This is a genomic window from Herbiconiux sp. VKM Ac-1786, from assembly GCF_015350805.1.
Classification (GTDB): Bacteria; Actinomycetota; Actinomycetes; order Actinomycetales; family Microbacteriaceae; genus Herbiconiux.
Genome location: NZ_JADKSG010000002.1, coordinates 1440535 through 1465107 on the forward strand (window position 1 = coordinate 1440535; position 24573 = coordinate 1465107).

Annotated in this window: 20 protein-coding genes and 1 tRNA gene; 7 read left to right on the top strand and 14 right to left on the bottom strand. The window is 70.7% G+C overall.

Features of this window, described 5'->3' with window-relative positions:
* The first annotated feature begins 1 nt into the window (after position 1).
* Complete coding sequence (locus ITJ64_RS17880; RefSeq protein WP_194682013.1) at positions 2 to 1048, top strand: LacI family DNA-binding transcriptional regulator; 1047 nt, start codon at positions 2 to 4, stop codon at positions 1046 to 1048.
* Between the two features lie 127 nt (positions 1049 to 1175).
* Here the strand turns inward: ITJ64_RS17880 and ilvC are convergent, their stop codons facing one another.
* From ilvC to otsA, 6 genes are read right to left on the bottom strand one after another with little or no spacing between them, the layout of a single operon-like run.
* The gene (gene ilvC / locus ITJ64_RS17885; RefSeq protein WP_194682014.1) at positions 1176 to 2201 is read right to left on the bottom strand and encodes a ketol-acid reductoisomerase; all 1026 of its coding nucleotides are present in this window, start codon (positions 2199 to 2201) and stop codon (positions 1176 to 1178) included.
* Positions 2202 to 2247: 46 nt separating this feature from the next.
* Positions 2248 to 2757 carry an acetolactate synthase small subunit gene (gene ilvN, locus ITJ64_RS17890; protein ID WP_173184088.1) on the bottom strand — a complete coding sequence of 170 codons (510 nt, stop codon included), beginning with the start codon at positions 2755 to 2757 and terminating at the stop codon, positions 2248 to 2250.
* A gap of 3 nt (positions 2758 to 2760) precedes the next feature.
* Positions 2761 to 4563 carry an acetolactate synthase large subunit gene (locus ITJ64_RS17895; protein WP_194682015.1) on the bottom strand — a complete coding sequence of 601 codons (1803 nt, stop codon included), beginning with the start codon at positions 4561 to 4563 and terminating at the stop codon, positions 2761 to 2763.
* Positions 4564 to 4606: 43 nt separating this feature from the next.
* Complete coding sequence (gene ilvD / locus ITJ64_RS17900) at positions 4607 to 6301, bottom strand: dihydroxy-acid dehydratase (RefSeq protein WP_179549066.1); 1695 nt, start codon at positions 6299 to 6301, stop codon at positions 4607 to 4609.
* Positions 6302 to 6332: 31 nt separating this feature from the next.
* Positions 6333 to 7106 carry a trehalose-phosphatase gene (gene otsB / locus ITJ64_RS17905; protein ID WP_194682016.1) on the bottom strand — a complete coding sequence of 258 codons (774 nt, stop codon included), beginning with the start codon at positions 7104 to 7106 and terminating at the stop codon, positions 6333 to 6335.
* Positions 7103 to 8674 carry an alpha,alpha-trehalose-phosphate synthase (UDP-forming) gene (gene otsA / locus ITJ64_RS17910; RefSeq protein WP_194682017.1) on the bottom strand — a complete coding sequence of 524 codons (1572 nt, stop codon included), beginning with the start codon at positions 8672 to 8674 and terminating at the stop codon, positions 7103 to 7105. The genes otsB and otsA overlap by 4 nt, the downstream gene beginning before the upstream one ends.
* Before the next feature lie 136 nt (positions 8675 to 8810).
* Here otsA and ITJ64_RS17915 point away from each other — a divergent pair, with 136 nt between their 5' ends.
* Both ITJ64_RS17915 and ITJ64_RS17920 read left to right on the top strand, forming a co-directional pair.
* Positions 8811 to 9005 carry a hypothetical protein gene (locus tag ITJ64_RS17915; RefSeq protein WP_194682018.1) on the top strand — a complete coding sequence of 65 codons (195 nt, stop codon included), beginning with the start codon at positions 8811 to 8813 and terminating at the stop codon, positions 9003 to 9005.
* Position 9006: 1 nt separating this feature from the next.
* Entirely contained in the window at positions 9007 to 9396 is a 390-nt protein-coding gene (locus tag ITJ64_RS17920; protein ID WP_194682019.1) for a hypothetical protein, read from the top strand.
* Positions 9397 to 9403: 7 nt separating this feature from the next.
* Here the strand turns inward: ITJ64_RS17920 and ITJ64_RS17925 are convergent, their stop codons facing one another.
* Positions 9404 to 10585, bottom strand: coding sequence for a mechanosensitive ion channel family protein (locus ITJ64_RS17925; RefSeq protein WP_194682020.1), 1182 nt, complete (start codon positions 10583 to 10585; stop codon positions 9404 to 9406).
* A gap of 155 nt (positions 10586 to 10740) precedes the next feature.
* On the opposite strand from ITJ64_RS17925, the gene ITJ64_RS17930 reads away from it, so the two are divergent.
* The gene (locus ITJ64_RS17930) at positions 10741 to 11208 is read left to right on the top strand and encodes a hypothetical protein (protein WP_194682021.1); all 468 of its coding nucleotides are present in this window, start codon (positions 10741 to 10743) and stop codon (positions 11206 to 11208) included.
* 93 nt (positions 11209 to 11301) lie between these two features.
* Here the strand turns inward: ITJ64_RS17930 and ITJ64_RS17935 are convergent, their stop codons facing one another.
* The 4 genes from ITJ64_RS17935 to ITJ64_RS17950 form a co-directional block, all read right to left on the bottom strand.
* Entirely contained in the window at positions 11302 to 12678 is a 1377-nt protein-coding gene (locus ITJ64_RS17935; protein WP_194682022.1) for a glucose-6-phosphate dehydrogenase, read from the bottom strand.
* Between the two features lie 356 nt (positions 12679 to 13034).
* Positions 13035 to 15893, bottom strand: a complete 2859-nt coding sequence (locus ITJ64_RS17940; RefSeq protein ID WP_194682023.1) for a LuxR family transcriptional regulator — start codon at positions 15891 to 15893, stop codon at positions 13035 to 13037.
* Between the two features lie 238 nt (positions 15894 to 16131).
* Positions 16132 to 16207: transfer RNA gene (locus ITJ64_RS17945), tRNA-Lys, on the bottom strand.
* A 114-nt stretch (positions 16208 to 16321) separates the two neighbouring features.
* A complete protein-coding gene (locus ITJ64_RS17950) occupies positions 16322 to 16828 on the bottom strand; it encodes a septum formation family protein (RefSeq protein ID WP_194682024.1) in 507 nt (168 codons plus the stop codon).
* 112 nt (positions 16829 to 16940) lie between these two features.
* On the opposite strand from ITJ64_RS17950, the gene bcp reads away from it, so the two are divergent.
* Positions 16941 to 17423: a thioredoxin-dependent thiol peroxidase gene (bcp, locus tag ITJ64_RS17955; RefSeq protein ID WP_194682025.1), complete on the top strand. Its 483-nt coding sequence runs from the start codon at positions 16941 to 16943 to the stop codon at positions 17421 to 17423.
* A 33-nt stretch (positions 17424 to 17456) separates the two neighbouring features.
* Here the strand turns inward: bcp and ITJ64_RS17960 are convergent, their stop codons facing one another.
* Positions 17457 to 17903, bottom strand: a complete 447-nt coding sequence (locus ITJ64_RS17960; protein WP_370545256.1) for a hypothetical protein — start codon at positions 17901 to 17903, stop codon at positions 17457 to 17459.
* A gap of 189 nt (positions 17904 to 18092) precedes the next feature.
* Between ITJ64_RS17960 and ITJ64_RS17965 the strand changes: the two genes are divergently transcribed.
* Positions 18093 to 18341, top strand: coding sequence for a WhiB family transcriptional regulator (locus ITJ64_RS17965; protein WP_077055322.1), 249 nt, complete (start codon positions 18093 to 18095; stop codon positions 18339 to 18341).
* A 198-nt stretch (positions 18342 to 18539) separates the two neighbouring features.
* Here the strand turns inward: ITJ64_RS17965 and ITJ64_RS17970 are convergent, their stop codons facing one another.
* On the bottom strand, positions 18540 to 20033 hold the full coding sequence (locus ITJ64_RS17970) for a PAS domain-containing sensor histidine kinase (protein ID WP_194682026.1): 1494 nt from the start codon (positions 20031 to 20033) through the stop codon (positions 18540 to 18542).
* Positions 20034 to 20495: 462 nt separating this feature from the next.
* Here ITJ64_RS17970 and ITJ64_RS19425 point away from each other — a divergent pair, with 462 nt between their 5' ends.
* Entirely contained in the window at positions 20496 to 21377 is an 882-nt protein-coding gene (locus ITJ64_RS19425; protein ID WP_194682027.1) for an Rv3235 family protein, read from the top strand.
* Positions 21378 to 21654: 277 nt separating this feature from the next.
* Here ITJ64_RS19425 and secA read toward each other — a convergent pair whose 3' ends face one another.
* A complete protein-coding gene (gene secA, locus ITJ64_RS17980) occupies positions 21655 to 24570 on the bottom strand; it encodes a preprotein translocase subunit SecA (protein WP_194682028.1) in 2916 nt (971 codons plus the stop codon).
* Positions 24571 to 24573 lie beyond the last annotated feature (3 nt).

Genomic DNA, 24573 nt, shown 5'->3' on the forward strand with positions numbered 1-24573 from the left:
CATGGGCGCACTCCCCACCATCCACGACGTCGCGCGCGTCGCCGGCGTCTCGCGCCAGACTGTCTCGAACGTGCTGAACTCCCCCGGCATCGTGCGTCCCGACACCCGCGACCGCGTCACCACCGCCATCGCCGAGCTCGGCTACCGCCCGCACGAGTCCGCACGGCGCCTGCGCACCCGCAAGAGCTCGACCATCGGCATCCGTATCGACCCGATGACCGACGGCATCTCGGGCAGCGTGCTCGACCGCTTCCTGCACGCCCTCACCGAGCAGGCCGCCGCCCAGGGCCTCCGCGTCATGCTCTTCACGGCCACCGACCCCGACGACGAGATCCGCCAGTTCGCGCGCCTCCGCGACGGCGCCGACGTCGACGCCTTCGTGCTCACGAGCACCTTCCACGGCGACCCGCGCACCGAGTGGCTGATCGCCAACGACCAGTCCTTCGTCACCTTCGGACGCCCCTGGGGCATCGACGACATGAACGACCCCACCCACCTCTGGGTCGACGTCGACGGCTGGTGGGGCCTGCACGAGGCCACCACCGCGCTCCTCGCCCAGGGTCGCCGCCGCATCGGCTACATCGGCTGGCCGAGCCCCTCGGGCACCGGTGACGACCGCCGCCGCGGCTGGCACGACGCCATGGTCGCCGCCGGCGGGCTCACGGATGCTCAGCTGACCCCCCTGGCGATCGCGACCCCCGACGGCGTCACCCCCGGCGGCGCGGCACTCCGCGCCCTCCTGGCGGGCCGACCCGGAGTCGACCCCGTCGACGCCGTGGTCTGCGCCTCGGACTCCCTCGCCCTCGGCGCCCTCATCGCCTCGGCCGGCTCGATCCCCGTGATCGGCTACGACAACACCCCCGTCGCCCAGGCCCTCGGCCTCTCGAGCGTGGAGCAGCCCCTCGACGAAGTCGCCTCCGGCGTCCTCGAGCTGCTCACGGGCGCCCACCGCGGACGCCCCGACGCGGGCCCCACGACCGACCCCCGCCACCGCCTCGTGCGCCCCCGCCTCGTCCTCCGCTCCCCCGCGCCCCTCCCCGCCCCCTAGCTCCCAACGAACCGTCGCAAATCGCCCTCTCAGAGGCGTGAGAGGGCGATTTGCGACGGTTCGATCAGCGGGCGAACGGGAGAGGGCCCCGGAGCGGATGCTCCGGGGCCCTCAGGGGTGGTGCGGGTCAGCGCGCAGCGCTGCCGTCCGTGTAGTCCGCGTCCTGCTGCTTCCACGCGAAGAGCGCGCGCAGCTCCTTGCCCGTGGCCTCGATGGGGTGCGCGGCACCCTTCTCGCGGAGGGCGAGGAACTCGGGAGCCCCGGCGTCCTGGTCGTCGATGAAGCGCTTGGCGAACGCGCCCGACTGGATGTCGGCGAGCACGGCCTGCATGTTCTCCTTCACGTGCGGGTCGATGACGCGCGGGCCCGAGACGTAGTCGCCGTACTCGGCCGTGTCGGAGACCGACCAGCGCTGCTTGGCGATGCCGCCCTCCCACATCAGGTCGACGATGAGCTTCAGCTCGTGCAGCACCTCGAAGTACGCGATCTGCGGCTGGTAGCCGGCCTCGGTCAGGGTCTCGAAGCCGTACTGCACGAGCTGCGAGACGCCGCCGCAGAGCACGGCCTGCTCGCCGAACAGGTCGGTCTCGGTCTCCTCGGTGAACGTGGTCTTGATGCCCCCGGCGCGCAGGCCGCCGATGCCCTTGGCGTAGCTCCAGGCGAGCGCCCAGGCGGAGCCGGTCGCGTCCTTCTCGACGGCGACGATGACGGGCACGCCGCGGCCGGCCTCGTACTCGCGGCGCACGGTGTGACCCGGGCCCTTGGGGGCGACCATGATCACGTCGACGCCCTCGGGCGCCTCGATGTAGCCGAAGCGGATGTTGAAGCCGTGGCCGAAGACGAGGGTCTTGCCGTCGGCGAGGTTCGGCTGGATGTCCTGGGCGTAGATGCCGCGCTGGTGCTGGTCGGGCGCGAGGATGACGATGACGTCGGCCCACGCGGTGGCCTCGGCGACCGAGACGACCTTGAAGCCGGCCTCCTCGGCCTTGGGGGTCGACTTCGACCCCTCCTTGAGCGCCACGACGACCTCGACGCCCGAGTCGCGCAGGTTGAGGGCGTGGGCGTGGCCCTGCGAGCCGTAGCCGACGACGGCCACCTTCTTGCCCTGGATCAGGGACAGGTCGGCATCCTGGTCGTAGAAGATCTCGGTCACGTGTTTCTCTCCTTGTGTTGGGTGAAGTGCGAAGTGGTGAAGATGGTCAGTTCTTGAAGACGCGCTCGGTGATGCTCTTCGAGCCGCGGCCGATCGCGAGGAGGCCCGACTGGGCGATCTCCTTGATGCCGTAGGGCTCGATCACCTTGATGAAGGCCTGCGTCTTGCCGGAGTCGCCCGTGACCTCGATCACGAGGGCATCCGTCGACACGTCGACGACGCGCGCCCGGAACAGGTTCACGGCCTCGAGCACCTGCGAGCGCGTGGTGTTGTCGACGCGCACCTTGACGAGCAGGTGCTCGCGCTGCACGGACTGCGCCGGGTCGAGCTCGACGATCTTGATGACGTTGATCAGCTTGTTCAGCTGCTTCGTCACCTGCTCGAGCGGAAGGTCCTCGACGTCGACGACCACCGTGATGCGGGACAGGCCCGGGATCTCGGAGTGGCCGACGGCGAGCGACTCGATGTTGAAGGCGCGGCGGGCGAAGAGCCCGGCGACGCGGGTCAGGAGACCCGGCTTGTCCTCCACGAGGAGGCTCAGGACGTGGGTGCTCATGGTCTACTCCTCATCCCATTCCGGAGCGTGCTCCTTGGCGTACTGCACGAAGCTGTTGCTGACACCCTGCGGCACCATCGGCCACACCATGGCGTCGGCCGAGACGACGAAGTCGATCACGACGGGCCGGTCGTTGGTCTCGAGCGCGAGCTTGATCGCCGCATCGACCTCCTCGAGCTTCGTGACGCGGATGCCCAGTGCGCCGTACGCCTCGGCCAGCTTCACGAAATCTGGCACCATGCGGCTCTCGTGCCCGGTGTTCAGGTCGGTGAACGAGTGCCGGCCGTCGTAGAACAGCGTCTGCCACTGCCGCACCATGCCGAGCGAGGAGTTGTTGATGATCGCGACCTTGATCGGGATGTCGTTGATCGTGCAGGTGGCGAGCTCCTGATTGGTCATCTGGAAGCAGCCGTCGCCGTCGATCGCCCAGACGGTGCGCTGCGGCTCGGCGACCTTGGCACCCATCGCGGCGGGCACCGAGTAGCCCATGGTGCCGGCGCCGCCGGAGTTCAGCCAGGCGTGCGGGCGCTCGTACTTGATGAACTGCGCGGCCCACATCTGGTGCTGGCCGACGCCCGAGGCGTAGATGGCCTCGGGGCCCGAGAGCTCGCCGATGCGCTTGATCACGTACTGGGGAGCCAGCAGACCGTCGGTCGGCTCGGCGTAGCCGAGCGGGAACTCGCTCTGCAGCCCGCGCAGGTACGTCCACCACTCGTCGAGCTCCAGCGGCGCGCCGGAGAGCTCGGCCCACGCGGCGGTCAGATCGGTGATGACGTCCTTCGCGTCGCCCACGATCGGCACGTCGGCGATGCGGATCTTCGAGATCTCGGCGGGGTCGATGTCGACGTGCACGACCTTGGCGTTCGGCGCGAACTCGCTCGCCTTGCCGGTGACGCGGTCGTCGAAGCGGGCGCCGAGCGAGATCAGCAGGTCGCTCTCCTGCAGCGCGAGCACCGCCGGCACCGTGCCGTGCATGCCGGGCATGCCGAGGTGCTGCGGGTGCGAGTCGGGGAAGGCGCCGCGGGCCATCAGCGTGGTGACGACCGGCGCTCCGGTGGCCTCGACGAGCTGCAGCAGCTCGGCCGACGCCTCGGAGCGGATGACGCCGCCGCCCACGTAGAAGACGGGCTTCTTCGCCTCGGCCAGCAGCTGCGCCGCGGCCTGGATCTGCTTGCCGTGCGCCTTCGTGATCGGCCGGTAGCCCGGCAGGTCGATCTTCGGCGGCCAGATGAAGGGCGCCTTGTTCTGCTGCGCATCCTTCGTGATGTCGACGAGCACCGGGCCGGGGCGACCGGTCGAGGCGATCTGATAGGCCGCGGCGAGGGTCGCCGGCACGTCCTCCGGACGCTTCACCAGGAAGGAGTGCTTGGTGATCGGCATCGTGATGCCGACGATGTCGGCCTCCTGGAACGCGTCGGTGCCCATCAGGTGCGAGAACACCTGGCCGGTGATCGCGAGCAGCGGCACCGAGTCCATGTAGGCGTCGGCGATCGCGGTGACGAGGTTCGTGGCGCCGGGGCCCGAGGTCGCGATGGCGACGCCGACCTTGCCGCTGGCCGAGGCGTAGCCCTCGGCCGCGTGGCCGGCGCCCTGCTCGTGGCGCACGAGGATGTGACGGATCTTGTCCTGCGTCATCAGCTCGTCGTAGAACGGGATGATCGCGCCGCCCGGTAGCCCGAAGACGTCCTTGACGCCGAGGTGCTCGAGCGTGCGGAGGACCGCCCCCGATCCGGTGAGGATCTCGGGCGAGGACTCCGCGCTGGGCGGTGACTTCTTGGTTGGCACGGGGAAGGCGTCCGTGGACATGGTGGTTTCCTCAGTCAGAGTGCACGGTAGATGGATGCGCGGGTCACCCCGTGATCGCGCCCTCCGCAGCGGAGTGCACGAGCTTGGAGTACTTCGCGAGAACGCCACGGGTATAGCGCGGAGGAAGTGGAGCCCAGCCGTCTCGGCGAGCTGCAAGCTCATCTGGTTCGACAAGTAGGTCGAGCGAGCGAGCGGCGATATCGACCCGTATTAGATCACCATCGCGCACGAAGGCGATCGGACCTGCGTCGACCGCTTCGGGTGCTATGTGGCCGATGCACAGGCCGGTTGTGCCGCCTGAGAATCGTCCGTCTGTCAAGAGTAGTACATCTTTGCCGAGCCCCGCGCCCTTGATGGCGGCGGTGATCGCCAGCATCTCGCGCATGCCGGGGCCGCCCTTGGGGCCCTCGTAGCGGATCACCACGACGTCGCCGGCGTTGATGCGACCCTCGGTCAGTGCATCCATCGCCGCGCGCTCGCGCTCGAACACGCGGGCCGGGCCCTCGAAGACGTCGGCGTCGAAGCCGGCCGACTTCACCACGGCGCCGTCGGGGGCGAACGAGCCCTGCAGCACCGTGAGGCCGCCCGACTTGTGGATGGGGTTCGACAGGGGGCGGAGCACCTCGCCGTCGAGCGGCGCGATGTCCATCTCGGCGAGGTTCTCCTCGATGGTCTTGCCGGTGACGGTCATCGCGTCGCCGTGCAGCAGGCCCTCGTCGAGCAGCGCCTTCATCACGGCCGGCACGCCGCCGTGACGGTCGACGTCGTTCATCACGAAGCGGCCGAAGGGCTTGAGGTCGCCGATGTGCGGCACCTTGTCGCCGACCCGGTTGAAGTCGGCGAGCGTCAGGTCGACCTCGGCCTCGGCGGCGATGGCCAGGAGGTGCAGCACGAGATTGGTCGAACCGCCGAAGGCCATGCCCACGGCGATCGCGTTCTCGAGCGACTTCTTGGTGATGACGTCGCGGGCGGTGAGGCCGAGGCGCAGCATGTTCACGACGGCCTCGCCCGAGCGGTGCGCGAAGTAGTCGCGACGGCGGTCGGCGGCGGCCGGCGAGGCGGAGCCCGGGAGGCTCATGCCCATCGCCTCGGCGGCGCTCGCCATGGTGTTCGCGGTGTACATGCCGCCGCACGAACCCTCACCGGGGGCGAAGGCGCACTCGATGCGGTGCGCGTCCTCCATCGACATGCGGCCGGCACGCACGGCGCCGACGGCCTCGAAGGAGTCGATGATCGTGATGTCCTTCTCGGTGCCGTCGGAGAGCTTCACCCAGCCGGGCGCGATCGATCCGGCGTAGAGGAAGACCGAGGCGAGGTCGAGCCGGGCCGCCGCCATCAGCATGCCGGGCAGCGACTTGTCGCAGCCGGCGAGCAGCACCGAGCCGTCGAGGCGTTCGGCCATCATGACGGTCTCGACCGAGTCGGCGATGACCTCGCGGGAGACGAGGGAGAAGTGCATCCCCTCGTGACCCATCGAGATGCCGTCGCTGACGGAGATGGTGCCGAACTGCAGCGGGTACCCGCCGCCGGCGTGCACGCCCTCCTTCGAGGCCCGCGCGAGGCGCTCGAGCGAGAGGTTGCAGGGCGTGATCTCGTTCCACGAGCTCGCGATGCCGATCTGGGGCTTCTCCCAGTCGCCGTCGCCCATGCCGACGCCGCGCAGCATGCCGCGCGAGGTGAGGGCTTCGATCCCATCGGTGACGGTGCGGCTGCGAGGCTTCATGTCTATTTCGGGCATGTTACGTAGTTTAGAACCGCCGAACGGATGCTCATGCACCCGTGTCGCGTCGGAGCCTCCCCAGCTCGGCCAGCACGGCGGCCATCTCGGCGGGTCCGTCCACCCGGAAGGCGGCCCGCGTGTCCCCCGCACCCACCTTCACGCCGACGTCGTCGCCGCCCAGCGCGCCGAAGCCGTCCTCGTCGGTGACGTCGTCGCCGGCGAAGAGCACGGCGGTCGCGCCGGTCTGCTCGCGCAACCGGTCGACGGCGTCGCCCTTCGTGGTGCCGCGCACCGAGAACTCGAGGATGTCCTGGCCGTGCCGCACGGTGATGCCGTGCGCCTCGGCGTCGGCGGCGGCGAGCGCCTGCTCCTCGGCCGCCGTCGTCGCGTCGGCATCGGCGAGTCGCGTGTGCATCGCGAAGCCGGCGGGCTTCTCCTCGATCCAGACGCCGTCGAGCGGCTCGACGACGGCCGCCAGCAGCGGCTCGAGGCGGTCGCGCTCGGCCTGCTCGGCGTCGCTCAGGTCGAGCGCCACGCGGCCCTCGGTGCGCACCTCGACGCCGTGCGATCCGGCGAGCAGGGCGTGATCGGGCAGGTCGCTGACGGCGGCGAGGCTGTCCATCGCCCGGCCCGAGACGTAGGCGACGTGGGTGTCGGGGAGATCGAGCAGTGCCAGCACGGCGTCGCGGGCCTCGGGGAGGGCCCGGGCATCCGCCGGCACGTCGACGATGGGGGCGAGGGTGCCGTCGAAGTCGAGGGCCACGAGCAGCACGGGGGTGGCGGCGAGGCGCTGGAGGGCCTCGGCCGTGGGGGCGGCGGTCACTCGCCGACCTCGTCGGCGTCGGTGTCGATCACCGGGGCGGCCTGGTTCGCCTTCGGCAGGGCCAGCCCGTCGGAGGGCGTCGTGAGCGTGGCGAGGAACGACGACGACCACCGCGCCACGTCGTTCTCCTGCACGCGCTTGCGCAGGGCGCGCATCCGCCTCGCCCGCTCGGTCTTCGGCATGGCGATCGCCTGCAGGATGGACTCCTTCAGCCCCTCGATGTCGTGCGGGTTGACGCGCAGCGCGGTGCGCAGCTCGTCGCTCGCGCCGGCGAACTCGCTCAACACGAGCACGCCGTCGTTGTCGAAGCGCGAGGCGACGTACTCCTTGGCGACGAGGTTCATGCCGTCGCGGAGGGCGGTGACGAGCATCACGTCGGCGGCGAGGTAGAGGGCCACCATCTCCTCCCGCGGGTAGCCGTGGTGCAGGTAGCTGATGGCCGTGTGGCTGATGGTGCCGAAGTCGCCGTTGATGCGGCCGACCGTGAGCTCGATCTCGTCGCGGAGGTTCTGGTAGGCGGTGACCCGCTCGCGGCTGGGGCTCGCGACCTGCACGAGCGTGACGTCCTCGACCTCGACCGTGCCGTCGGCGAGCAGCTCGCCGAACGCCTTCAGGCGGTGGCCGATGCCCTTGGTGTAGTCGAGGCGGTCGACGCCGAGCATGACGACCTTCGGGTTGCCCAGGCCCTCGCGGATCTCGCGGGCGCGCTCCTGGATGTCGGGGCGGCGGGCGAGCTCCTCGTAGCGGGCCGCGTCGATCGAGATCGGGAAGGCCTTCGCCACGACGGTGCGGACGAGCTTGTCGTCGCGAACCCGCGAGATGCGGTGCTTCGCGCTCTTCACCTCGGCCTCGGCCTCGACCGGCACGTCGATCACGGTGCCCTTGGTCTGGTGCCCGAGCAGGCGGCGCACGGCCCTCGTGAAGTTGCCGGCATCCGCCGTGCGCTGGAAGCCGATGACGTCGGCGCCGAGCAGGCCCTCGATGATCTGGGTGCGCCAGGGCAGCTGCGAGTAGATGCCGTATGCCGGGAACGGAATGTGGTTGAAGAAGCCGATGGTGAGGTCGGGCCGCTGCTCGCGGAGCATCTTCGGCACGAGCTGCAGCTGGTAGTCCTGCACCCAGACCGTGCCGCCCTCGGCGGTGACCGCGGCCGCGCGGTCGGCGAAGCGCTGGTTGACCGTGACGTAGCTCTCCCACCACTCGCGGTGGTAGGCCGGGGGCGCGATGACGTCGTGGTAGAGCGGCCACAGCGTGTCGTTCGAGAAGCCCTCGTAGTAGAGCTCGACGTCGTCGGCGCTGAGCGTGACGGGGATGAGGTGGATGCCGTCGTGCTCGAACGGGTCGGTCTCGTCGTCGGCCGAACCGGTCCAGCCGATCCAGGCGCCGTCGGCCTCGCGCATCACGGGCTCGAGCGCCGTGACGAGCCCGCCCGGCGAGGTGCGGAACGACAGCGTGCCGTCGGCGTGCACCTGCCGGTCGACCGGCAGCCGGTTGGAGACGACCACGAAGGGGAAGGCCCCGGGGGTTTCGGCGGAGGTTTCGTCGGAGGTTTCTGTCGAGGAAGGCATGTGTCCGTTCAGCGAGTCCGGGAGGCGAGCGGATCCGCACGGATCCGGGCCGGATCTCCTTCGCTCACCCTACCAGGGGCACCTCGGGGCGGCCCGGGGTAGCGTAGGCAGCACGACGTCCGAGAACGGGGAGACCGTGCGCAAATTCATCCTGAACAGCAGCATCATCAGTTCGATCATCGGCGGGTTCTCGGTGATCCAGACCACCCGCAAGGGGCCGCGCGACTGGCGGCTGATCCTGATGTGGCTGAGCTGGGGCATCACGCTGGCCCTCGCGGTCGGCAGCGTGCTGCAGAGCGACGAGGACGCCCGCGAGCTCGAGGGCCACTGAGATGGGCTACGGGCCCGGCGGGGGCGTGCTCACGGTTCTGCTGCACGTGTTCGGCAGCGTGTTCTCGCTGGTCGCGGGGGCCATCGCGTTCCTCGTGGTACTGGCGCTGATCGTGCTGCTGGTGCGGTTCCTGTGGTTCGGCACCCGGGCCGCGCAGGTGTACTTGGCGAAGAACGGGGAGTCGCCGCGGTTCACCTGGCCGGTGACGCGGATCGGGGATCCGGCGGATCCGGCGGCTCCGGCGGCTCCGGCCGCGACCGAGACCGCCGCGCAGTCCCCCGCCGACGACGACCTCACGCAGACCCGCCCCTACGAGACACCGGATGCCCCCGACGCACCCGCGGCCCCCAAGACGCCGCGCAAGCCGATGACGCCGCCCAGCGCATCCTGAAGCCGGCCTACCGCCCGTCGGGGTCGATGTGCGCGGTCTGGATGGGCCCGGTGAACAGGCTCGCCCGGCCCTCGGCGCCGACGTCGCCGTGGAAGAGGCCCGACGCCTCCTGAGCGCGCTTCGCGCCCCGCGCGGGCTTCCGGCTGATGTCGGGCTCCTCGTCGACCATCCGCACGCGGCTCTTCGGCAGCGACTGCGGGCTCTCGCGGTGCAGCCACACGATCATCTCCTCGCGCACGAAGCAGCGCAGGTCGAACAGCGTGGGGGCGTCGACGGCCGTCACGAGGATGCGGACGCGCACGTAGCCGCCCACCGCATCCGTCACCTGGAGCACCGAGACCCGCTTGTCCCAGAGGTCGGTGCGCTCGAGGATGCGGTCGAGCTCCTCCCGCATCTCGTGCGGCGTGACCCGCCAGTCGAGGTCGAACTCGACGGCGCCGAGCAGCTCGGAGGTGCGCCTGGTCCAGTTCTGGAAGGGCTGGGAGGTGAAGTAGGTGCTCGGCATCACCAGGCGCCGGTCGTCCCAGAGGTGCACCACGACGTAGGTCAGGGTGATCTCCTCGATGCGCCCCCACTCCTGCTCGACGATCACGACGTCGTCGACCCGCACCGCGTCGCTGAACGCGATCTGCATGCCCGCGAACACGTTCGACAGCGTCGACTGCGCGGCGAGACCCGCGATGATCGACACCAGTCCCGCCGAGGCCAGCACGCTCGTTCCCACCGCCTGGGCGCCCGGGAAGGTGAGCAGGATGGCGCCGATCGCGAGCACGATCACCACCGCCATGCCGAGCCGGCGGAGGATCAGCACCTGGGTGCGCAGCCGCCGGGCGATGCGGTTGTCGGGCCGGTCGATCGTGTAGCGGGCGAGCGCGACATCCTCGAGGAACATCGCGAGCATGCAGACCAGCCAGGCGCCGAGGGCGATGGTGGCGATCAGGAAGAGCTGGTCGACCACGGGCTGGTAGTCGCCGACCGGGATGGTGAGGTCGACGCCGATCCAGAGCAGCACCACGAGCAGGAAGATGCGGAACGGGATGCGCGCCCGGCGCACCAGCGCGTTCGGCCACCTCCGGCGCCGACCGGCGGCGCGCACGATCAGCGCGACGAGCGCCGTCACGACGAGTGCCGCGACGAGGGCGGAGACGGTCGCGACCGCGAAGGCGGTCCAGGTTCGTTCGATGGCCATGAATTCCAGCCTAATCAGGGCATCGGGCCCGTGCCTGCGGCGTGTCGAATGGCCCCCCGGATGCCCAGCCCGCACACTGTTCACACAAGGGTGGCGCGAAGGGAGTTGCGATGATCGGCTGGAGGCGTCGCGCGAAGGCTCAGCGCGAGAGTGTTGTGAGTCAGGAACGCCTCTACGAACTCGTCAACCAGACCCTGATGGAGAACTTCGGCCCGCTGGGATCGTTCGCGATCACGCGCCGCAGCTCCGTGGACACCGACGACATCTTCCATACCGCACTCGCCCGCTCGGTCGCCCGCGACATCGTCGCGACGCTCGCCGAGCACGGCATCTCGGTCAAGACCACGACCGCGGTCGCCGCCCCGGCACCCGTCGCCGTGCCCGTCTTCACGCCACGGGCCCGCATCGCCCAGCCCGTCCGGCCCGCGCTCGCGCCCGTCGATCGTGTCGAGGTCGACCGCCGGCTCGCCGGCATGGTCGCGTCGGTGGGTGCGGTTCAGGATGCTCCGACCCTCGATCCGCGTGACGACGACGCGCTGCGGGCGCTCGTGGCGCACCACGCCGAGGTCGAGGCGGCTGCGGCGGCGAAGCGGCTGAGCGCCGGGGCTCGCACCCGGGCGTAGCTTTCGGGCTTCGGCTTCTGCTGCGGCTTCGGCCTCGGCTTCTGCTTCTGCCTTTCGCGTCGGCCGCGTGCTCTGCGCGCGGCCTGCCCGCCTCTAGCCGATCGGCGTCCAGCTGCTCGGGCCCTCGCTGCCGGCGGGGTACTCGTCGAGCGGCACCTCGTCGGCCTTCCAGGCCGCGATCACCGGCGCCAGGATGCGCCAGCCCTCGACCGCGGAGTCACCGCGCACGCCGAGCGTCGGGTCGCCGTCGAGGATGCCCGCGAGCACCTCGCGGTACGCCAGCAGCTGCCCGTCGCCGAACGTGGCCTCGAGGCTCGCGCGCTCGAGCTCGTAGGGGTCGCCCGGACCGTTGATGTCGATCTCGAGCGACATCGCGTCGGGGGCGAGGAAGATGCGCAGCACGGTCGGCGAGCTCACGCCCGTCAGCCCCACCGGCACCTGCTGCGCCGGCTTGAAGGTGATCACGATCTGACGGCGGCGCTCGCCGATCGCCTTGCCGGAGCGCAGCGTGATCGGAACGCCCTTCCAGCGCCAGGTCTGCACCTCGAGCGTCACCTCGGCGAGGGTCTCGGTCTCGCGCGCCGGGTCGACCCCCTTCTCGTCCGCGTAGCTCGGCAGCTCGCGGCCGTCGATGGTGCCGGCGGAGTACCGGGCGCGGCGGCTCGACTCCTTCGGGTCGTCGCCCCAGACGTGGGTCGCGCGCAGCACGAGCTCCTTGGCGTCGCGGAGGTCGTCCTGGCCGAGGGTCGACGGCGGCTCCATGGCGAGCACGGCCATGACCTGCAGCAGGTGGCTCTGGATCATGTCGACCAGGGCGCCCGCGGTGTCGTAGTAGCCGGCGCGGCCCTCGAGGGCGAGCTGCTCGTCGTAGACGACGTCGATCTTCGCGATGTGCTCGGAGTTCCAGAGCGGCTCGAAGATGCGGTTCGCGAAGCGCAGCCCGAGGATGTTGAACACCGTCGACCGGCCGAGGAAGTGGTCGACCCGGTGCACCTGGTTCTCGGGCACCAGCTTCGCCAGCTCGCCGTTCAGCGCCTGGGCGGTCTCGACGTCCATGCCGAACGGCTTCTCGAGCGCGAGGGTCAGCCCGTCGGGGATGTCGACGCCCTGCAGTGTGGTGACGACCTTGGCGGCCACCGCGGGCGGGAGCGCGAAGTAGATGGCGGGGGTGCCGGTCGCCATGCCGAGCAGCTTCGTGAGCGCCCCGGCGTCGGTGACGTCGGCCTTGACGTAGCGGGTGCCGGCGAGCAGCTTCTCGACGGCGGCGCCCTTCGCGTGCACCTGGGCGAAGGAGTCGGTGACGACCTTCCGCCACTCCTCGTCGCTCCACTCGGCGCCACCGGCCCCGATCAGCGTGAGCGTGCGATCGGGCTGTGCGGTCAGCAGCTGGGCGAGCCCGGGGAGCAGGAGGCGGGCCGTGAGGTCTCCGCTGGCTCCGAAGATCAGGAGCGTGTCGACACGTTGCGTCATGGCTCTCACAGTATCGCCCCGCCCTGCTCCCGCAACGCCCTCTCCCGGAGGACACAGCTGCGACGGCGCGGAGGATGGATGTGCAGAAGAGGAGGGATGTGCAGAAGATGACGGGAGGAGGCGACCACCCGAAGGCCGCCCCCACCCGTCGGTCATCGCGCGATCGCCCACCACCCCGAGCTGACGATTGAACGGGGCTCTGCCGGCCTCTGCCGGCGACGACCGCGCCGGTGATGACCCGGCGTGATGCCTCTGCCATTCTGCGCGGCGACCCGACCGGGGTGTGATGAGTAATCGCTACTCCACTTCGCACCCCGGCGCGCCGCGCCTTCCCGTCACTCCCCGTGACTCCCTTGTCACTCCCCCGTCAGCGAGTACTCCTCGTACGGGTTCTCGAGCTGCAGCGCGCTCAGCTCGGCCGCGAGCTCCCGCCGGCTGGCGATGCCCAGCTTCTTGTAGATGCGCGCCAGGTGGTTGTCGACCGTCCGCACCGAGATCCCGTACTCGGCGGCGAGCTCCGCGCTGGTGCGGTGCGCCGCCGCCCCCGACGCGAGCTGCCACTCCCGGTCGGTCAGCGGCATGACCCGCGGATGCGTCTGCCGCCGCCGATGCGCCATCGCCACCCCCGCCCGCACCGTCCACGAGTCGGCCAGCCGATGCGCCCGCGAAGCCCGCACGAGGTCGCCGTCGCAGTGGTCGGCCGCCCAGCGCGCCGCGTCGATCGCGGGCCCGAGCAGCCCCGCCTCGCCGAGCTCCTTCGCGATCGGCAGCACGTCGTTCCGGGCGATCACGGCCCGCGCGTGCGACTCGCAGATCGGGAACGCGCTCCGCGCCGCGATCAGGTGCGGCAGCATCACCGTCGCCCCCACCACCGGCTCGATGCGCACGGCCTCGTACGCCACGAGCGCCGCCAGGTACCGCTGCCCGCCGTCGGCCGCCTTGTGCAGCGCCGGCCCGAGGCTCCGGATGGCGAACCCCGGCCGCCCCGCCGACGCCGACACCCAGGCCCGCGCCAGCGACGCGTACAGCTCGACCTTGGGGTCGCGCACCTCGGCCGGCGTGAGCTGGTCGAGCCAGCTCCGTGCGATCGCGAACCGGCCCGTGCGGGCGGCGATCGCCGCCGAGAGCGCGTCGGCGGTCGGCAGCAGGCCGGCGATGTCCCGCCAGATGAGGTCGCGCCGCCCCTCCTGGATGTACTTCCACGCCCGCGCCGGCGACCCGGTGTGCAGCTCGATCATCGCGAGCGCGAACTTCCACATGCCGCGAGCGCTGGGGTTCGATTCCTCCGCGCGGGAGAGGTTGGCGCGAGCGGCGGCTCGAGCATCCGGGAACCTCGCCGTGAACGAGAGCACCAGCACCTCGCTCAGCTGCAGCAGGTCACGGGCGTTGGGCAGCACGTCGCGGAAGCGGTCGCACTCGGCGAGCCCCCGCTCGACCGCCTCTCCCGCGAGGGTGAGGTTGCCGCCCATCGTGTGCAGCGTGGCCGTGAGGATGAGCAGGTTGAGGTCGGCGGGCGTCTCGACCGGCCCGAGCACCGAGATCGACTCCAGCTCGGTCGAGAGGCCCTGCCCGGCCATCAACCGCCACTTGACCAGGTCGGACTCGACGAGCGCGCGCAGTGCCGGGTCGCCGATGTGGGCGAGCACCGGTTCGACCCGGGCCACCGCGAGCTCGGGCTGCAGCGTGCGGAACGCGAGGTGGTTGCCCTCGGCCTGGGCGAGCTGCGCGAGGAAGAGCTCGGGCGCGTCGGCCCCCGCCTGCTCGACGGCGCGCCAGGCGGCCGCGAAGAACTCGCTGGCCTCGCGGATGCGGCCGATCTGCGACAGCGCCTGCGCCCGCACGTACTCGCCGGTGGCGCGCAGCACGGGCTCGGCCGTTCCGCCGGCGACCGCGTGGGCGCCGAGCGTGATGGCGGTGGAGTAGCGCTGCTCGCCGAGCTCCCGCCGGGCCAGCTCGAGCAGGGTCGGCGCGGCGACGGGCTGCCCCGCCGCGAGCTGCAGCAGCGAGCGCCGCACCACGTGCTCGGGGTAGCCGTCGAGCATGTCGGCGCCGGCGGCCGAGAACCCGGGCAGCTCGGCCTCCGAGACGGTGGTGCGCATCACGGGGGCGAAGAGCGGATGCGCGAACCCCACCCACACGCGCCCCTGACCCGTGCGCGTCCGCACGTACCCCTGCGCCTCGGCCAGCCGCGTCGCCCGGGCGCTGACGCCCGACGTGCCGCCCTGCTCGACCGGCAGCTCGCCGGCCACCGCGAGCAGCGCGAGGAGGTCGCCGACGAACTCGTCGGCCGCCAGCGGATCCACGGGGAGCGAGGCGACGACACCCTCGGACAGCACCGTCCACGCGGTGCGCCACTCCCCCGCGTCGTCGGCGAGGTCGCACACGCCGACCGCGGCCTCGGCCAGCTCGACGAGGGTGCGCGTGCTCCCGGCGGCCAGCCGCACCATCTCGTCGGCGGCGGCGGCGCCGATGCTGCGGCCGAGCCGGTCCTTCACGATCGCGTGGGCGTCGGCCGCCGACAGCGGCGGGAGGTCGACCACGACTCCGGCGTTCCGCCAGAACACGCCGGCGTCGGCTGCTGCTGCTGCCCCGTCGGGTTCGGCTGCCTCGTCGATGCCGGACGGAGCGGCCACGCTCGCGCCGCGGGTGTCGGTGCCGGTGCCGGTGGCCGTGTCGGTGTCGGTCTCGGCGGCGGACCGCGAGGCGCCGCCACGGCGGCCTCGGGTGGCGCCGGGGAGCTCGCGGGTGGCCTTCGCCACGAGCACGGAGGCCTGGCCGCCGTCGACGATCTGCTCGAGCAGGCAGCGGCTGGCGGAGTCGAGGTGGTCGGCGTCGTCGACGACCAGCAGGATGCCCGGCTCGTTCATCGCGCGGTGGAACTCCACCACGGCGGTGCCGTCGCCCGCGCCGACCGGCAGCACGGCGAGCACGGGGGCCAGCGCGCCGAGCGGCACGTTCCGCAGATCGGACCGTCCGCGGACGACGTGCACGGCGCGCTCGGCGCCGACGGCCTCGACCACCGCGTCGAGGAACGCCGTGCGGCCGACGCCGGGCCGCCCGGTGACGAGCACGACGGATCGCCGGCCGGAACGGGTGAGGGCCGAGACCGTCTGCGCGAAGGCGCGGTCGCGGCCGTGCAGGCGATGACCGCCCTGGGCGAAGAGGGCCTGCTTGGTGCTGCGCGACGTCGGAGTCGCGCCGGTTCGAGGTGCCATGGTGGGTTCTCCTTCTCAGACGCCTGGGCTGTGCGCCTGAGTAGGTTCTACTCACAATTTCGACCCCGCATCGGGCGTTTCGACGCGATTACGTAGCCCCGACCCCCGCGTTACGTAGCCCCCACCCCGCCACTCAGTAGCCGACCGCCCCGGGCCCCTCTTCGCCCTCTCCCCCGCGCCGTGCGGGAGAGCGCGCTTAACGACGAAACCGCCCGGTGAGGACCGGACGGTTTCGATGTGGTGCACCCCCTCGGACTTGAACCGAGAACCCACTGATTAAGAGTCAGTTGCTCTGCCAATTGAGCTAGAGGTGCGTGGCTCTTGGTGAGCCAGTCGACAACATTAGCATGCTCCGGCGAGGTTCGCGAACCAGGGTCGCGCACCCCGCCGGAGACCGTTCGGGAGTCCCGGATCGGGGCGCGGAGGGATCAGATCGCGGCGTTCTCGACCGTGCCGGTGAGCTTGCCGGCGGGGTCGTAGACGAGGCAGACGACCGTGCGGTCGTCGAGCTCGTTCCACGAGTCCTCGGTGGGTGTGAGGTACTGCACGTCGAGCTTCGAGTCGTCGTAGCCGAGGCCGACGAACTCGCCCATGGCCGCCGCGCAGGCCTCCTGCGCCTGGGAGTGCACGGCGTCATCGCCCGGGTACTCCCCCGGGTCGAAGTCGAACGAGGTGAACGCCTCGAAGTCGTGTGGGCCGGCGCAGTCGACGACCGGGAGCTCCGTGACGTTCTCGTCGTCGGTGTCGTCGACGCAGTCGCCGGGTTTGACCGTGAAGACGTCGGTCTTCGTTCCGGGGTCGGCCGCCTGGGACGTGCCGGGGTCGCCGACGGCGCGGGTGGGGTCGGACGTGCCGCCGCCGGCACAGCCGGTGAGGGAGAGCACGAGGGCTGCCGCTACGGCGGCCAGGGCGAGAGGTAGGGATCGGATTGTCATGGAGCCATGGTCGGGGCGAGCATCCGCTGGGTGTGAGGAGTAGTTGCTACTCAATCTCGGGCCCCGACGGATTGCGGAACCGAGTGTCGGAGGGATGGGAAATACTGGAGGCATGACCGACACCTCCTCGCGCATCGCCGCCGGACAGCCCGCCCCCGACTTCACCCTGCTCGACGCCGACGGGGTGGAGCGCTCGCTCTCCGACTACCGCGGGCAGCGCGTCATCGTGTACTTCTATCCCGAGGCGGGCACGCCGGGCTGCACGACCGAGGCGTGCGACTTCCGCGACAACCTGAATTCGCTGAAGAGCGCCGGGTACACGGTGCTCGGCGTCTCGCGCGACAAGCCGGCGAAGCTGAAGGGCTTCGAGGAGGAGCAGGGGCTGAACTTCACGCTGCTGTCCGACCCCGACAAGGCCGTGCACGAGCTGTACGGGGCGTGGGGCGAGAAGTCGCTCTACGGCAAGACCGTCACGGGCGTGCTGCGCTCGACCTTCGTGCTCGACGAGGAGGGCGTCGTGACGCTGGCGCTCTACAACGTGAAGGCGACGGGGCACGTGGCGTCGCTGCGCAAGAAGCTCAAGATCGACGCGTAGCGGCGCCGGGGCGCCGGGGCCCCGGCGGGCCCGTCAGACGCGGCGGGTCGCCGCCACCACCGACGGCGTGAACAGGAGCCCGAGCGCGAGCAGGGCGGGCACGAGCAACCACCACCCGACGACCGGCGTCGCGACGATGCCCTGGAAGCAGCCGATCGCGATCACGATCTGGAATAGCTGCCAGGTGAGGGTGCCGGCGCGTGTCCAGGCGGCGGCGCGCAGGGTGTGGATGGCCGCGAAGGCGAGGAAGAGGGCCGCGATGGCGGCGAGCACCACGATCGCGAGCGCGGTCTCGTAGGACGCGGGCTGCTCGGTCAGCAGCTCGATCAGCAGCCAGACGACGACGACGGCCATGACGAGCGCCTCGGCACCGACGATGACCGCCAGGAGCGTGAGCAGCGGAGGGCGCCTGCGGCGAGCGACGCCGTCGCCCTGAAGACGTTCATCGGGTGTTCGTCTGTCGTTCGCCTCGTCAACCACGCCTGTTACTCCCGAGAAAACCCTTGATTTGCAAATACCAGTATGCGACCATATTTGAGGTCAATGTTGCTCACAGTGACGTGAGCGGGTGCAGTCTGATCTGACTGCAACGTCTACCGTGCCTTTGACCTTCTACCCGAATCACTCGGTCATTCGACCGCAGCACCCTGCAACAAAGGAGCTCCCGCTATGGATTGGCGTGACAAAGCCGCCTGCCTGACTGCCGACCCCGAACTGTTCTTCCCCGTCGGGAACACCGGGCCGGCCGTCGACCAGATCGACAAGGCGAAGGCCGTGTGCGCACGTTGCTCCGTCACGGAGGTGTGCCTGCAGTACGCCCTCGAGACCGGTCAGGACTCCGGCGTCTGGGGAGGCCTCAGCGAAGACGAGCGCCGCGCCCTCAAGCGCCGCGCCGCCCGCGCCCGCCGGGCCTCCTAGCCCGCACCCCGACTCGGCGCCCCGACGCCCGGCCTCACGCAGAGGCCGGGCGTCGTCGCGTCCGGGCGCCTTCGGCACCCCCGACCCACCTCACGCGCCTCCGAGCGCGTCGGTTGATGGGTGCCTCGGGCGACGGCGTCGGGGACGGAGCGGCCGCGCATCCTGTGGCCGCAGTGCACGGAAGGTGCCGCTGCAGCGCTAGGGTTTCTTCAGCCAGCGCGTCGGGATCTCGATCGTCACGACCGTGCCCGTGCCCACCATCGTGTGCCAGTCGATCGTGCCGCCGAGCTCGCCCTGGATGAGCGTACGCACGATCTGCGTGCCGAGCCCCGAGCCGACCTTGCCCTCGGGCAGGCCGGTTCCGCTGTCGCGCACCTCGACCGTGAGCGTCTCCTCGGAGCGCGACGCGACGATCTCGACCTCGCCCTCCTGCCCGGCCAGGCCGTGCTCGACCGCGTTGGTGACGAGCTCGGTCAGCGCCAGCGCGAGCGGGGTGGCGTACTCGCTCGGCAGCACGCCGAAGCTTCCGGTCGACTTGGGGTGCACCGTCGTGTTGTGCGCCGACGCCACCTCGGCGACGAGCAGCAGCACGCGGTCGAAGACGGTGTCGAAGTCGACGCGCTGGTTCAGGCCCTCGGAGAGGGTGTCGTGCACGACCGCGATCGCGGCGACGCGGCGCATGGCCTGGGTGAGGGCGTCGCGCGCCTCGTCCGAGTGGGTGCGGCGGGCCTGGATGCGCAGCAGCGACGCCACCGTCTGGAGGTTGTTCTTGACGCGGTGGTGGATCTCGCGGATCGTCGCGTCCTTCGTGATCAGCTCGCGCTCCTGGTGGCGCAGCTCGGTGACGTCGCGGGTCATCACGATGGCGCCGAAGCGGTGCCCACGAGTGCGCAACGGGATCGCGCGCAGCGACACCGTCACGCCGCGCGCCTCGATGTCGGTGCGCCACGGCGCGCGCCCGGTCACGACGAGCGGAAGCGACTCGTCGACGATCAGCCGGCCGGCGAGCAGCCCGGTCGTGACCTCGGCGAGCGACTGCCCCTCGAGCTCGCCCGCGAAGCCCATGCGGTTGAACGCCGACAGGCCGTTCGGGCTGGCGAAGGTCACGATGCCGTCGACGTCGAGCCTGATCAGACCGTCGGATGCGCGGGGCGCTCCGCGGCGCGGCCCGGTCGGAGCGCCGAGGTCGGGGAAGTCCCCCGCCGAGATCATCGCGAAGAGGTCGTTCGCGCACTCGTTGAAGGTAAGCTCCTGGCGGCTGGGGGTGCGCGCCTCGCTGAGGTTGGTGTGGCGGGTGATGACGGCGATGGGCCGCTCGGTCGTGGTCTGCTCGCTCACCGAGAGGCGACGGAGCACCGGGACGGCGCGGACGCGGGTCGGCGTCTCCTCGTACCAGTCGGGAGCGGCGGTGTCGACGATCTGGGCGCTCTCGAAGGCGTCGGTGACCTGCTTGCGCCACTCGGGCTTGATGGTCTGGCCGACGAAGTCGCGGTAGAACAGGGTCGCGGAGCTCGAGGGGCGCGAGTGGGCGACGGCCACGAAGGTGCCCTCCTGCGTCGGCACCCAGAGCACGATGTCGGCGAAGGCGAGGTCGGCCAGCAGCTGGCAGTCGCTGACGAGCAGGTGCAGCCACTCGACGTCGGCCTCCGTGGAACGGCCGTGTGTGGTGACGAGATCGCTGAGAGTTGACACGCGTTCTAGCCTACGGTGCGCGGTCTCCGCGAACCCTCCGCACACCCTGAGCAGGCCGCCCGCCTCTCGACTCTCGCAACCGCCTCGCGTCGCGTCTCTCGTAATCGCCCGCGCCGCGTCTTCCGTAATCGCTCGCGCTGCGTCTCTCGTAATCGCTCGCGTCACATCTCTCGTCATCGCGTCGCATCGCGTCTTTCGTAATCGCGGCGCAGCGCGTCTCTCGTAAGCGCTCGCATCGCGACGCTCGCCGCGCGTCCGAGCGCGCGCGGGAGGCGCCCCCGCGGCCGCGTTTCCCTACGAAGCGACCGCGGGAGCAGTTTCATTCCGGCCGGGGCTGCGACAGTCGGGGGAACGGGGGCGCCCCGACCGGAAATCTGAACCTGTGTGGTTCCGAGAGACAGTCCACCATCCGGACGGGTGGGGGCGTTATGAGCAATTTCCACTCAGCGACGAACGCCGTCGGTGGAATTCCACAGGGCACAAACGCATCTGGACAAGCAATCTCGACACTGGTTGAGTACAGCCGCCGACACCTTGTTGAGCAATGCTTACTTCAAGCATGCGGGCGAAAGGAGCAACGTGACCTCTCCATCCCTCGCCGCCACGCCGGTGCGTGAGCGCACCGGAGCGGTGACGCCGGTTCCAGCGACCGCAGTGCGGGCCGAGCCCGCGTTCGGGGCGCCGGCTCCTCCGGGCCGCGGGCGTCCGCGCGTGGTGCTGGTCGACGACGGCCCACCGCCGTTCGATCCGCCCGCGCCGGTCTCGCCGCTCTTCGACGAGGGTATCGATCCGGCCGGGAGCCCGACCGCCCGCGTGGTCATGGACATGGACATGGACACGAACGTGAACCTCGACGTCGACGTGGACGACGACGAGGACTTGGACGACGGCGTCGACGTGGACGACGACGTGGACTTGGACGTGGACGCGGACTTGGACGTCGACGCGGGCGAGCGGGTGAGGGCCGGGGCGGGCGCGGGGGCTTCTGGCGGTGACGCGGGGCTGCTGCCTGATCCGCGGCCGCTCGCCGAGACGCTCGCGCGGTGCGTGGTCGAGGTGCTGGCCGGCACGCGCGACATCGATCAGATCGCCCGGTGGCTGTCGACGGATGTGCACGCGCACCTGATGAAACGCGTCGTGCTGGCACGTCGCGCCCGCGCTCTCCGCGACGAGTCCCCCGGCCGGTTCGCGTTCACCATGGGGTCGACCGTGCTGTGCGAGCCGAGCGCCGGTGTCGTCGAGGCGGTCGTCATCGTGCACGGTCGCGCGCGGTCGCGGGCCGTGGCCCTGCGCCTCGAGGCGCTCGGCCCGCGCTGGCGCGCGAGCGCCGTCCACGTGCTCTGACCCCGCAGCCGCCGCCGTCGCCGTCCCGCCCGCACCTCCGTGCGGACCAAGGTGGGCGGAAACACGAGACCCCGCGCCACCGTGCGCATCGGCACGAATCCCGGCCACCGACGGCTATAGAGCGTCGGTGGCCTGGATTCGTGCGCCAACCCACCTCCCCGGCACCGCGAGGGTGAGTGGGGCGGCGGGGAGGCAGATAGGGGATGGGCGGTGGGGCGCAACGACGACGTCCCCACGCCGCGGAGCGGGTGGGGACGTCGGGGGGTGGGAGGTGGGGCTACTTCTTCTTGCCCTGGGCGCGGCGCTGGGCGCGGTTCGCCGCGGAGCCGCCGCCGGAGGACTTCTGGCCGCCGCCGGACGAGCCCGAGCCGGAACCCGAACCCTTCGAGGAGGACGAGGACGAGGAACCGGAGGAGGAGGACGAGGAGCCCGAGCCCGAGCCGGACGACGCCGAGGCGCCGGCGGGCGCCGAGCCGGCACCGCGCGCGAAGGCGCTGGCGACCGGCGGGGTCGCCTTCTCCTCCGCCTGCTGCGCCCGCGCCGTGGCCGCCTGCTCGATCTGGCCGCGCTGGTTGCGCACCTCGACGCCGCCCGAGTCGCTCGGCGCGGAGAAGCTGAGCTTCTCGGCCGGGGCGGTCGGCTGGGCGAGGCCCTTGGCCTCGACGGTGGGCGCGCCCACCGCGGTCGGGGCCGCGTTGACCTCGACCTCGAGGTTGAACAGGAAGCCGACGGTCTCCTCGCGGATCTGCCCCATCATCGACTGGAACAGGGCGAAGCCCTCGCGCTGGTACTCGACCAGCGGGTCGCGCTGCGCCATGGCGCGGAGGCCGATGCCGTCCTTCAGGTAGTCCATCTCGTAGAGGTGGTCGCGCCAGCGGCGGTCGATCACCGAGAGCACGACGCGGCGCTCGAGCTCGCGCATGGCGGGCTCCCCCAGGGTCTCCTCGCGGCGCTGGTAGGCCAGCTTCGCGTCGGAGAGCACCTCGCGCAGCACGAAGTCGCGGTTGATCCGGCCCTTGTTGCCGGCCTCCGCGACGACCTCGTCGATGGTGATCGAGATCGGGTAGAGGGTCTTCAGCTCGGCCCAGAGCGCGTCGAAGTCCCAGTCGTCGCCGCTGCCGGCGGCGGCGTGGTCGTTGACGATCGCCTCGATCACGTCCTCGAGGAACTTCTGCGCGCGGTCCTGGAGGTTGTCGCCCTCGAGGATGTGGCGGCGGTCGCTGTAGATCGCCTCGCGCTGGCGGTTCAGCACGTCGTCGTACTTCAGCACGTTCTTGCGGATCTCGGCGTTGCGGCCCTCGACCTGCGACTGCGCGCTGCGGATGGCGCGCGACACGACCTTGGACTCGATGGCCAGGTCGTCGGGCACGCCGTTGCGGCCCATCAGGCTCTCGGCGGCGCCGGCGTTGAACAGGCGCATCAGGTCGTCGGTGAGCGAGAGGTAGAAGCGGCTCTCACCCGGGTCGCCCTGACGGCCGCTGCGGCCGCGGAGCTGGTTGTCGATGCGGCGCGACTCGTGGCGCTCGGTGCCGAGCACGTAGAGACCGCCGGCGTCGATGACCTTGTCGGCCTCGGTCTCGACGTCGGCCTTGACCGCGGCGAACACGTCGTCCCAGGCCGCCTCGTACTCCTCCGGGGTCTCGACCGGACTGAGGCCGCGGGCGTTCATCTCGGCGACGGCGAGGAACTCGGCGTTGCCGCCGAGCATGATGTCGGTTCCACGACCGGCCATGTTGGTGGCGACGGTGACCGAGCCGAGCCGGCCGGCCTGCGCGACGATCGCGGCCTCACGGGCGTGGTTCTTCGCGTTCAGCACCTCGTGGCGCACCCCGCGCTTGGCGAGCAGGCGCGAGAGGTACTCGCTCTTCTCGACGCTCGTGGTGCCGACCAGCACGGGCTGGCCCTTCTCGTGGCGCTCGACGATGTCTTCGACCACCTGGTCGAACTTCGACTGCTCGTTCTTGTAGACGAGGTCGGGCTGGTCGATGCGCTGCATCGGCTTGTTGGTCGGGATGGCGACCACGCCGAGCTTGTAGGTGCTCATGAACTCGGCGGCCTCGGTCTCGGCCGTACCCGTCATGCCCGAGAGCTTCTCGTAGAGCCGGAAGTAGTTCTGCAGCGTCACCGTGGCGAGCGTCTGGTTCTCGGCCTTGACGGCCACGCCCTCCTTGGCCTCGATGGCCTGGTGGATGCCCTCGTTGTAGCGGCGCCCGGCCAGGATGCGGCCGGTGTGCTCGTCGACGATGAGCACCTCGCCGTTCAGCACGACGTAGTCCTTGTCCTTCTTGAACAGGGCCTTCGCCTTGATGGCGTTGTTGAGGAACGAGATCAGCGGCGTGTTGGCCGACTCGTAGAGGTTGTCGATGCCGAGGTAGTCCTCGACCTTCTCGATGCCGGGCTCCAGCACGCCGACCGTGCGCTTCTTCTCGTCGACCTCGTAGTCGACGTCGGGCACGAGCTTCGTGGCGATGACCGCGAACTCGTTGAACCAGCGGTTCGCCTCGCCCGAGGCGGGGCCCGAGATGATGAGCGGGGTGCGGGCCTCGTCGATGAGGATCGAGTCGACCTCGTCGACGACGGCGAAGAAGTGGCCGCGCTGCACCATGTCGGCGGCCTGCCAGGCCATGTTGTCGCGCAGGTAGTCGAAGCCGAACTCGTTGTTCGTGCCGTAGGTGATGTCGGCCTCGTACTGCACGCGGCGCTCGGCCGGGGTCTGGCCGGCGAGGATGCAGCCCGTGGTCATGCCGAGGGCGCGGAACACGCGGCCCATCAGCTCGCTCTGGTAGCCGGCGAGGTAGTCGTTCACCGTGATGACGTGCACGCCCTTGCCGGCGATGGCGTTGAGGTAGGCGGCGGTCGTGGCGACCAGCGTCTTGCCCTCACCGGTCTTCATCTCGGCGATGTTGCCGAGGTGGAGCGCCGCCCCACCCATCAGCTGCACGTCGAAGTGCCGGAGGCCCAGGGTGCGGGTCGAGGCCTCGCGCACGGCGGCGAACGCCTCGGGGAGCAGGTGGTCGAGGCTCTCGCCCGCCTCGTAGCGCTCACGCAGGCGGGGAGTCTCGTCCTTGAGCTCCTCGTCGGACAGCGCCTGGAAGTCTTCTTCGAGCGCGTTGATCGCCTTCGCATAGGCCTGGAGCTTGCGAAGGGTGCGGCCCTCGCCGACACGAAGGACCTTTTCGAGAACTGAGGCCACGGA

Coding starts and splice junctions, on each gene's coding strand:
- ITJ64_RS17880 (WP_194682013.1), top strand. CDS start 2: ATGGGCGCACTCCCCACCATCCACGACGTCGCGCGCGTCGCCGGCGTC.
- ITJ64_RS17935 (WP_194682022.1), bottom strand. CDS start 12,678: ATGACGCAACGTGTCGACACGCTCCTGATCTTCGGAGCCAGCGGAGAC.
- otsA (WP_194682017.1), bottom strand. CDS start 8,674: ATGCCTTCCTCGACAGAAACCTCCGACGAAACCTCCGCCGAAACCCCC.
- ITJ64_RS17940 (WP_194682023.1), bottom strand. CDS start 15,893: ATGGCACCTCGAACCGGCGCGACTCCGACGTCGCGCAGCACCAAGCAG.
- ITJ64_RS17925 (WP_194682020.1), bottom strand. CDS start 10,585: ATGGCCATCGAACGAACCTGGACCGCCTTCGCGGTCGCGACCGTCTCC.
- ilvD (WP_179549066.1), bottom strand. CDS start 6,301: ATGCCCGAAATAGACATGAAGCCTCGCAGCCGCACCGTCACCGATGGG.
- ITJ64_RS17950 (WP_194682024.1), bottom strand. CDS start 16,828: ATGACAATCCGATCCCTACCTCTCGCCCTGGCCGCCGTAGCGGCAGCC.
- ITJ64_RS17965 (WP_077055322.1), top strand. CDS start 18,093: ATGGATTGGCGTGACAAAGCCGCCTGCCTGACTGCCGACCCCGAACTG.
- ITJ64_RS17895 (WP_194682015.1), bottom strand. CDS start 4,563: ATGTCCACGGACGCCTTCCCCGTGCCAACCAAGAAGTCACCGCCCAGC.
- ITJ64_RS17920 (WP_194682019.1), top strand. CDS start 9,007: ATGGGCTACGGGCCCGGCGGGGGCGTGCTCACGGTTCTGCTGCACGTG.
- bcp (WP_194682025.1), top strand. CDS start 16,941: ATGACCGACACCTCCTCGCGCATCGCCGCCGGACAGCCCGCCCCCGAC.
- ilvN (WP_173184088.1), bottom strand. CDS start 2,757: ATGAGCACCCACGTCCTGAGCCTCCTCGTGGAGGACAAGCCGGGTCTC.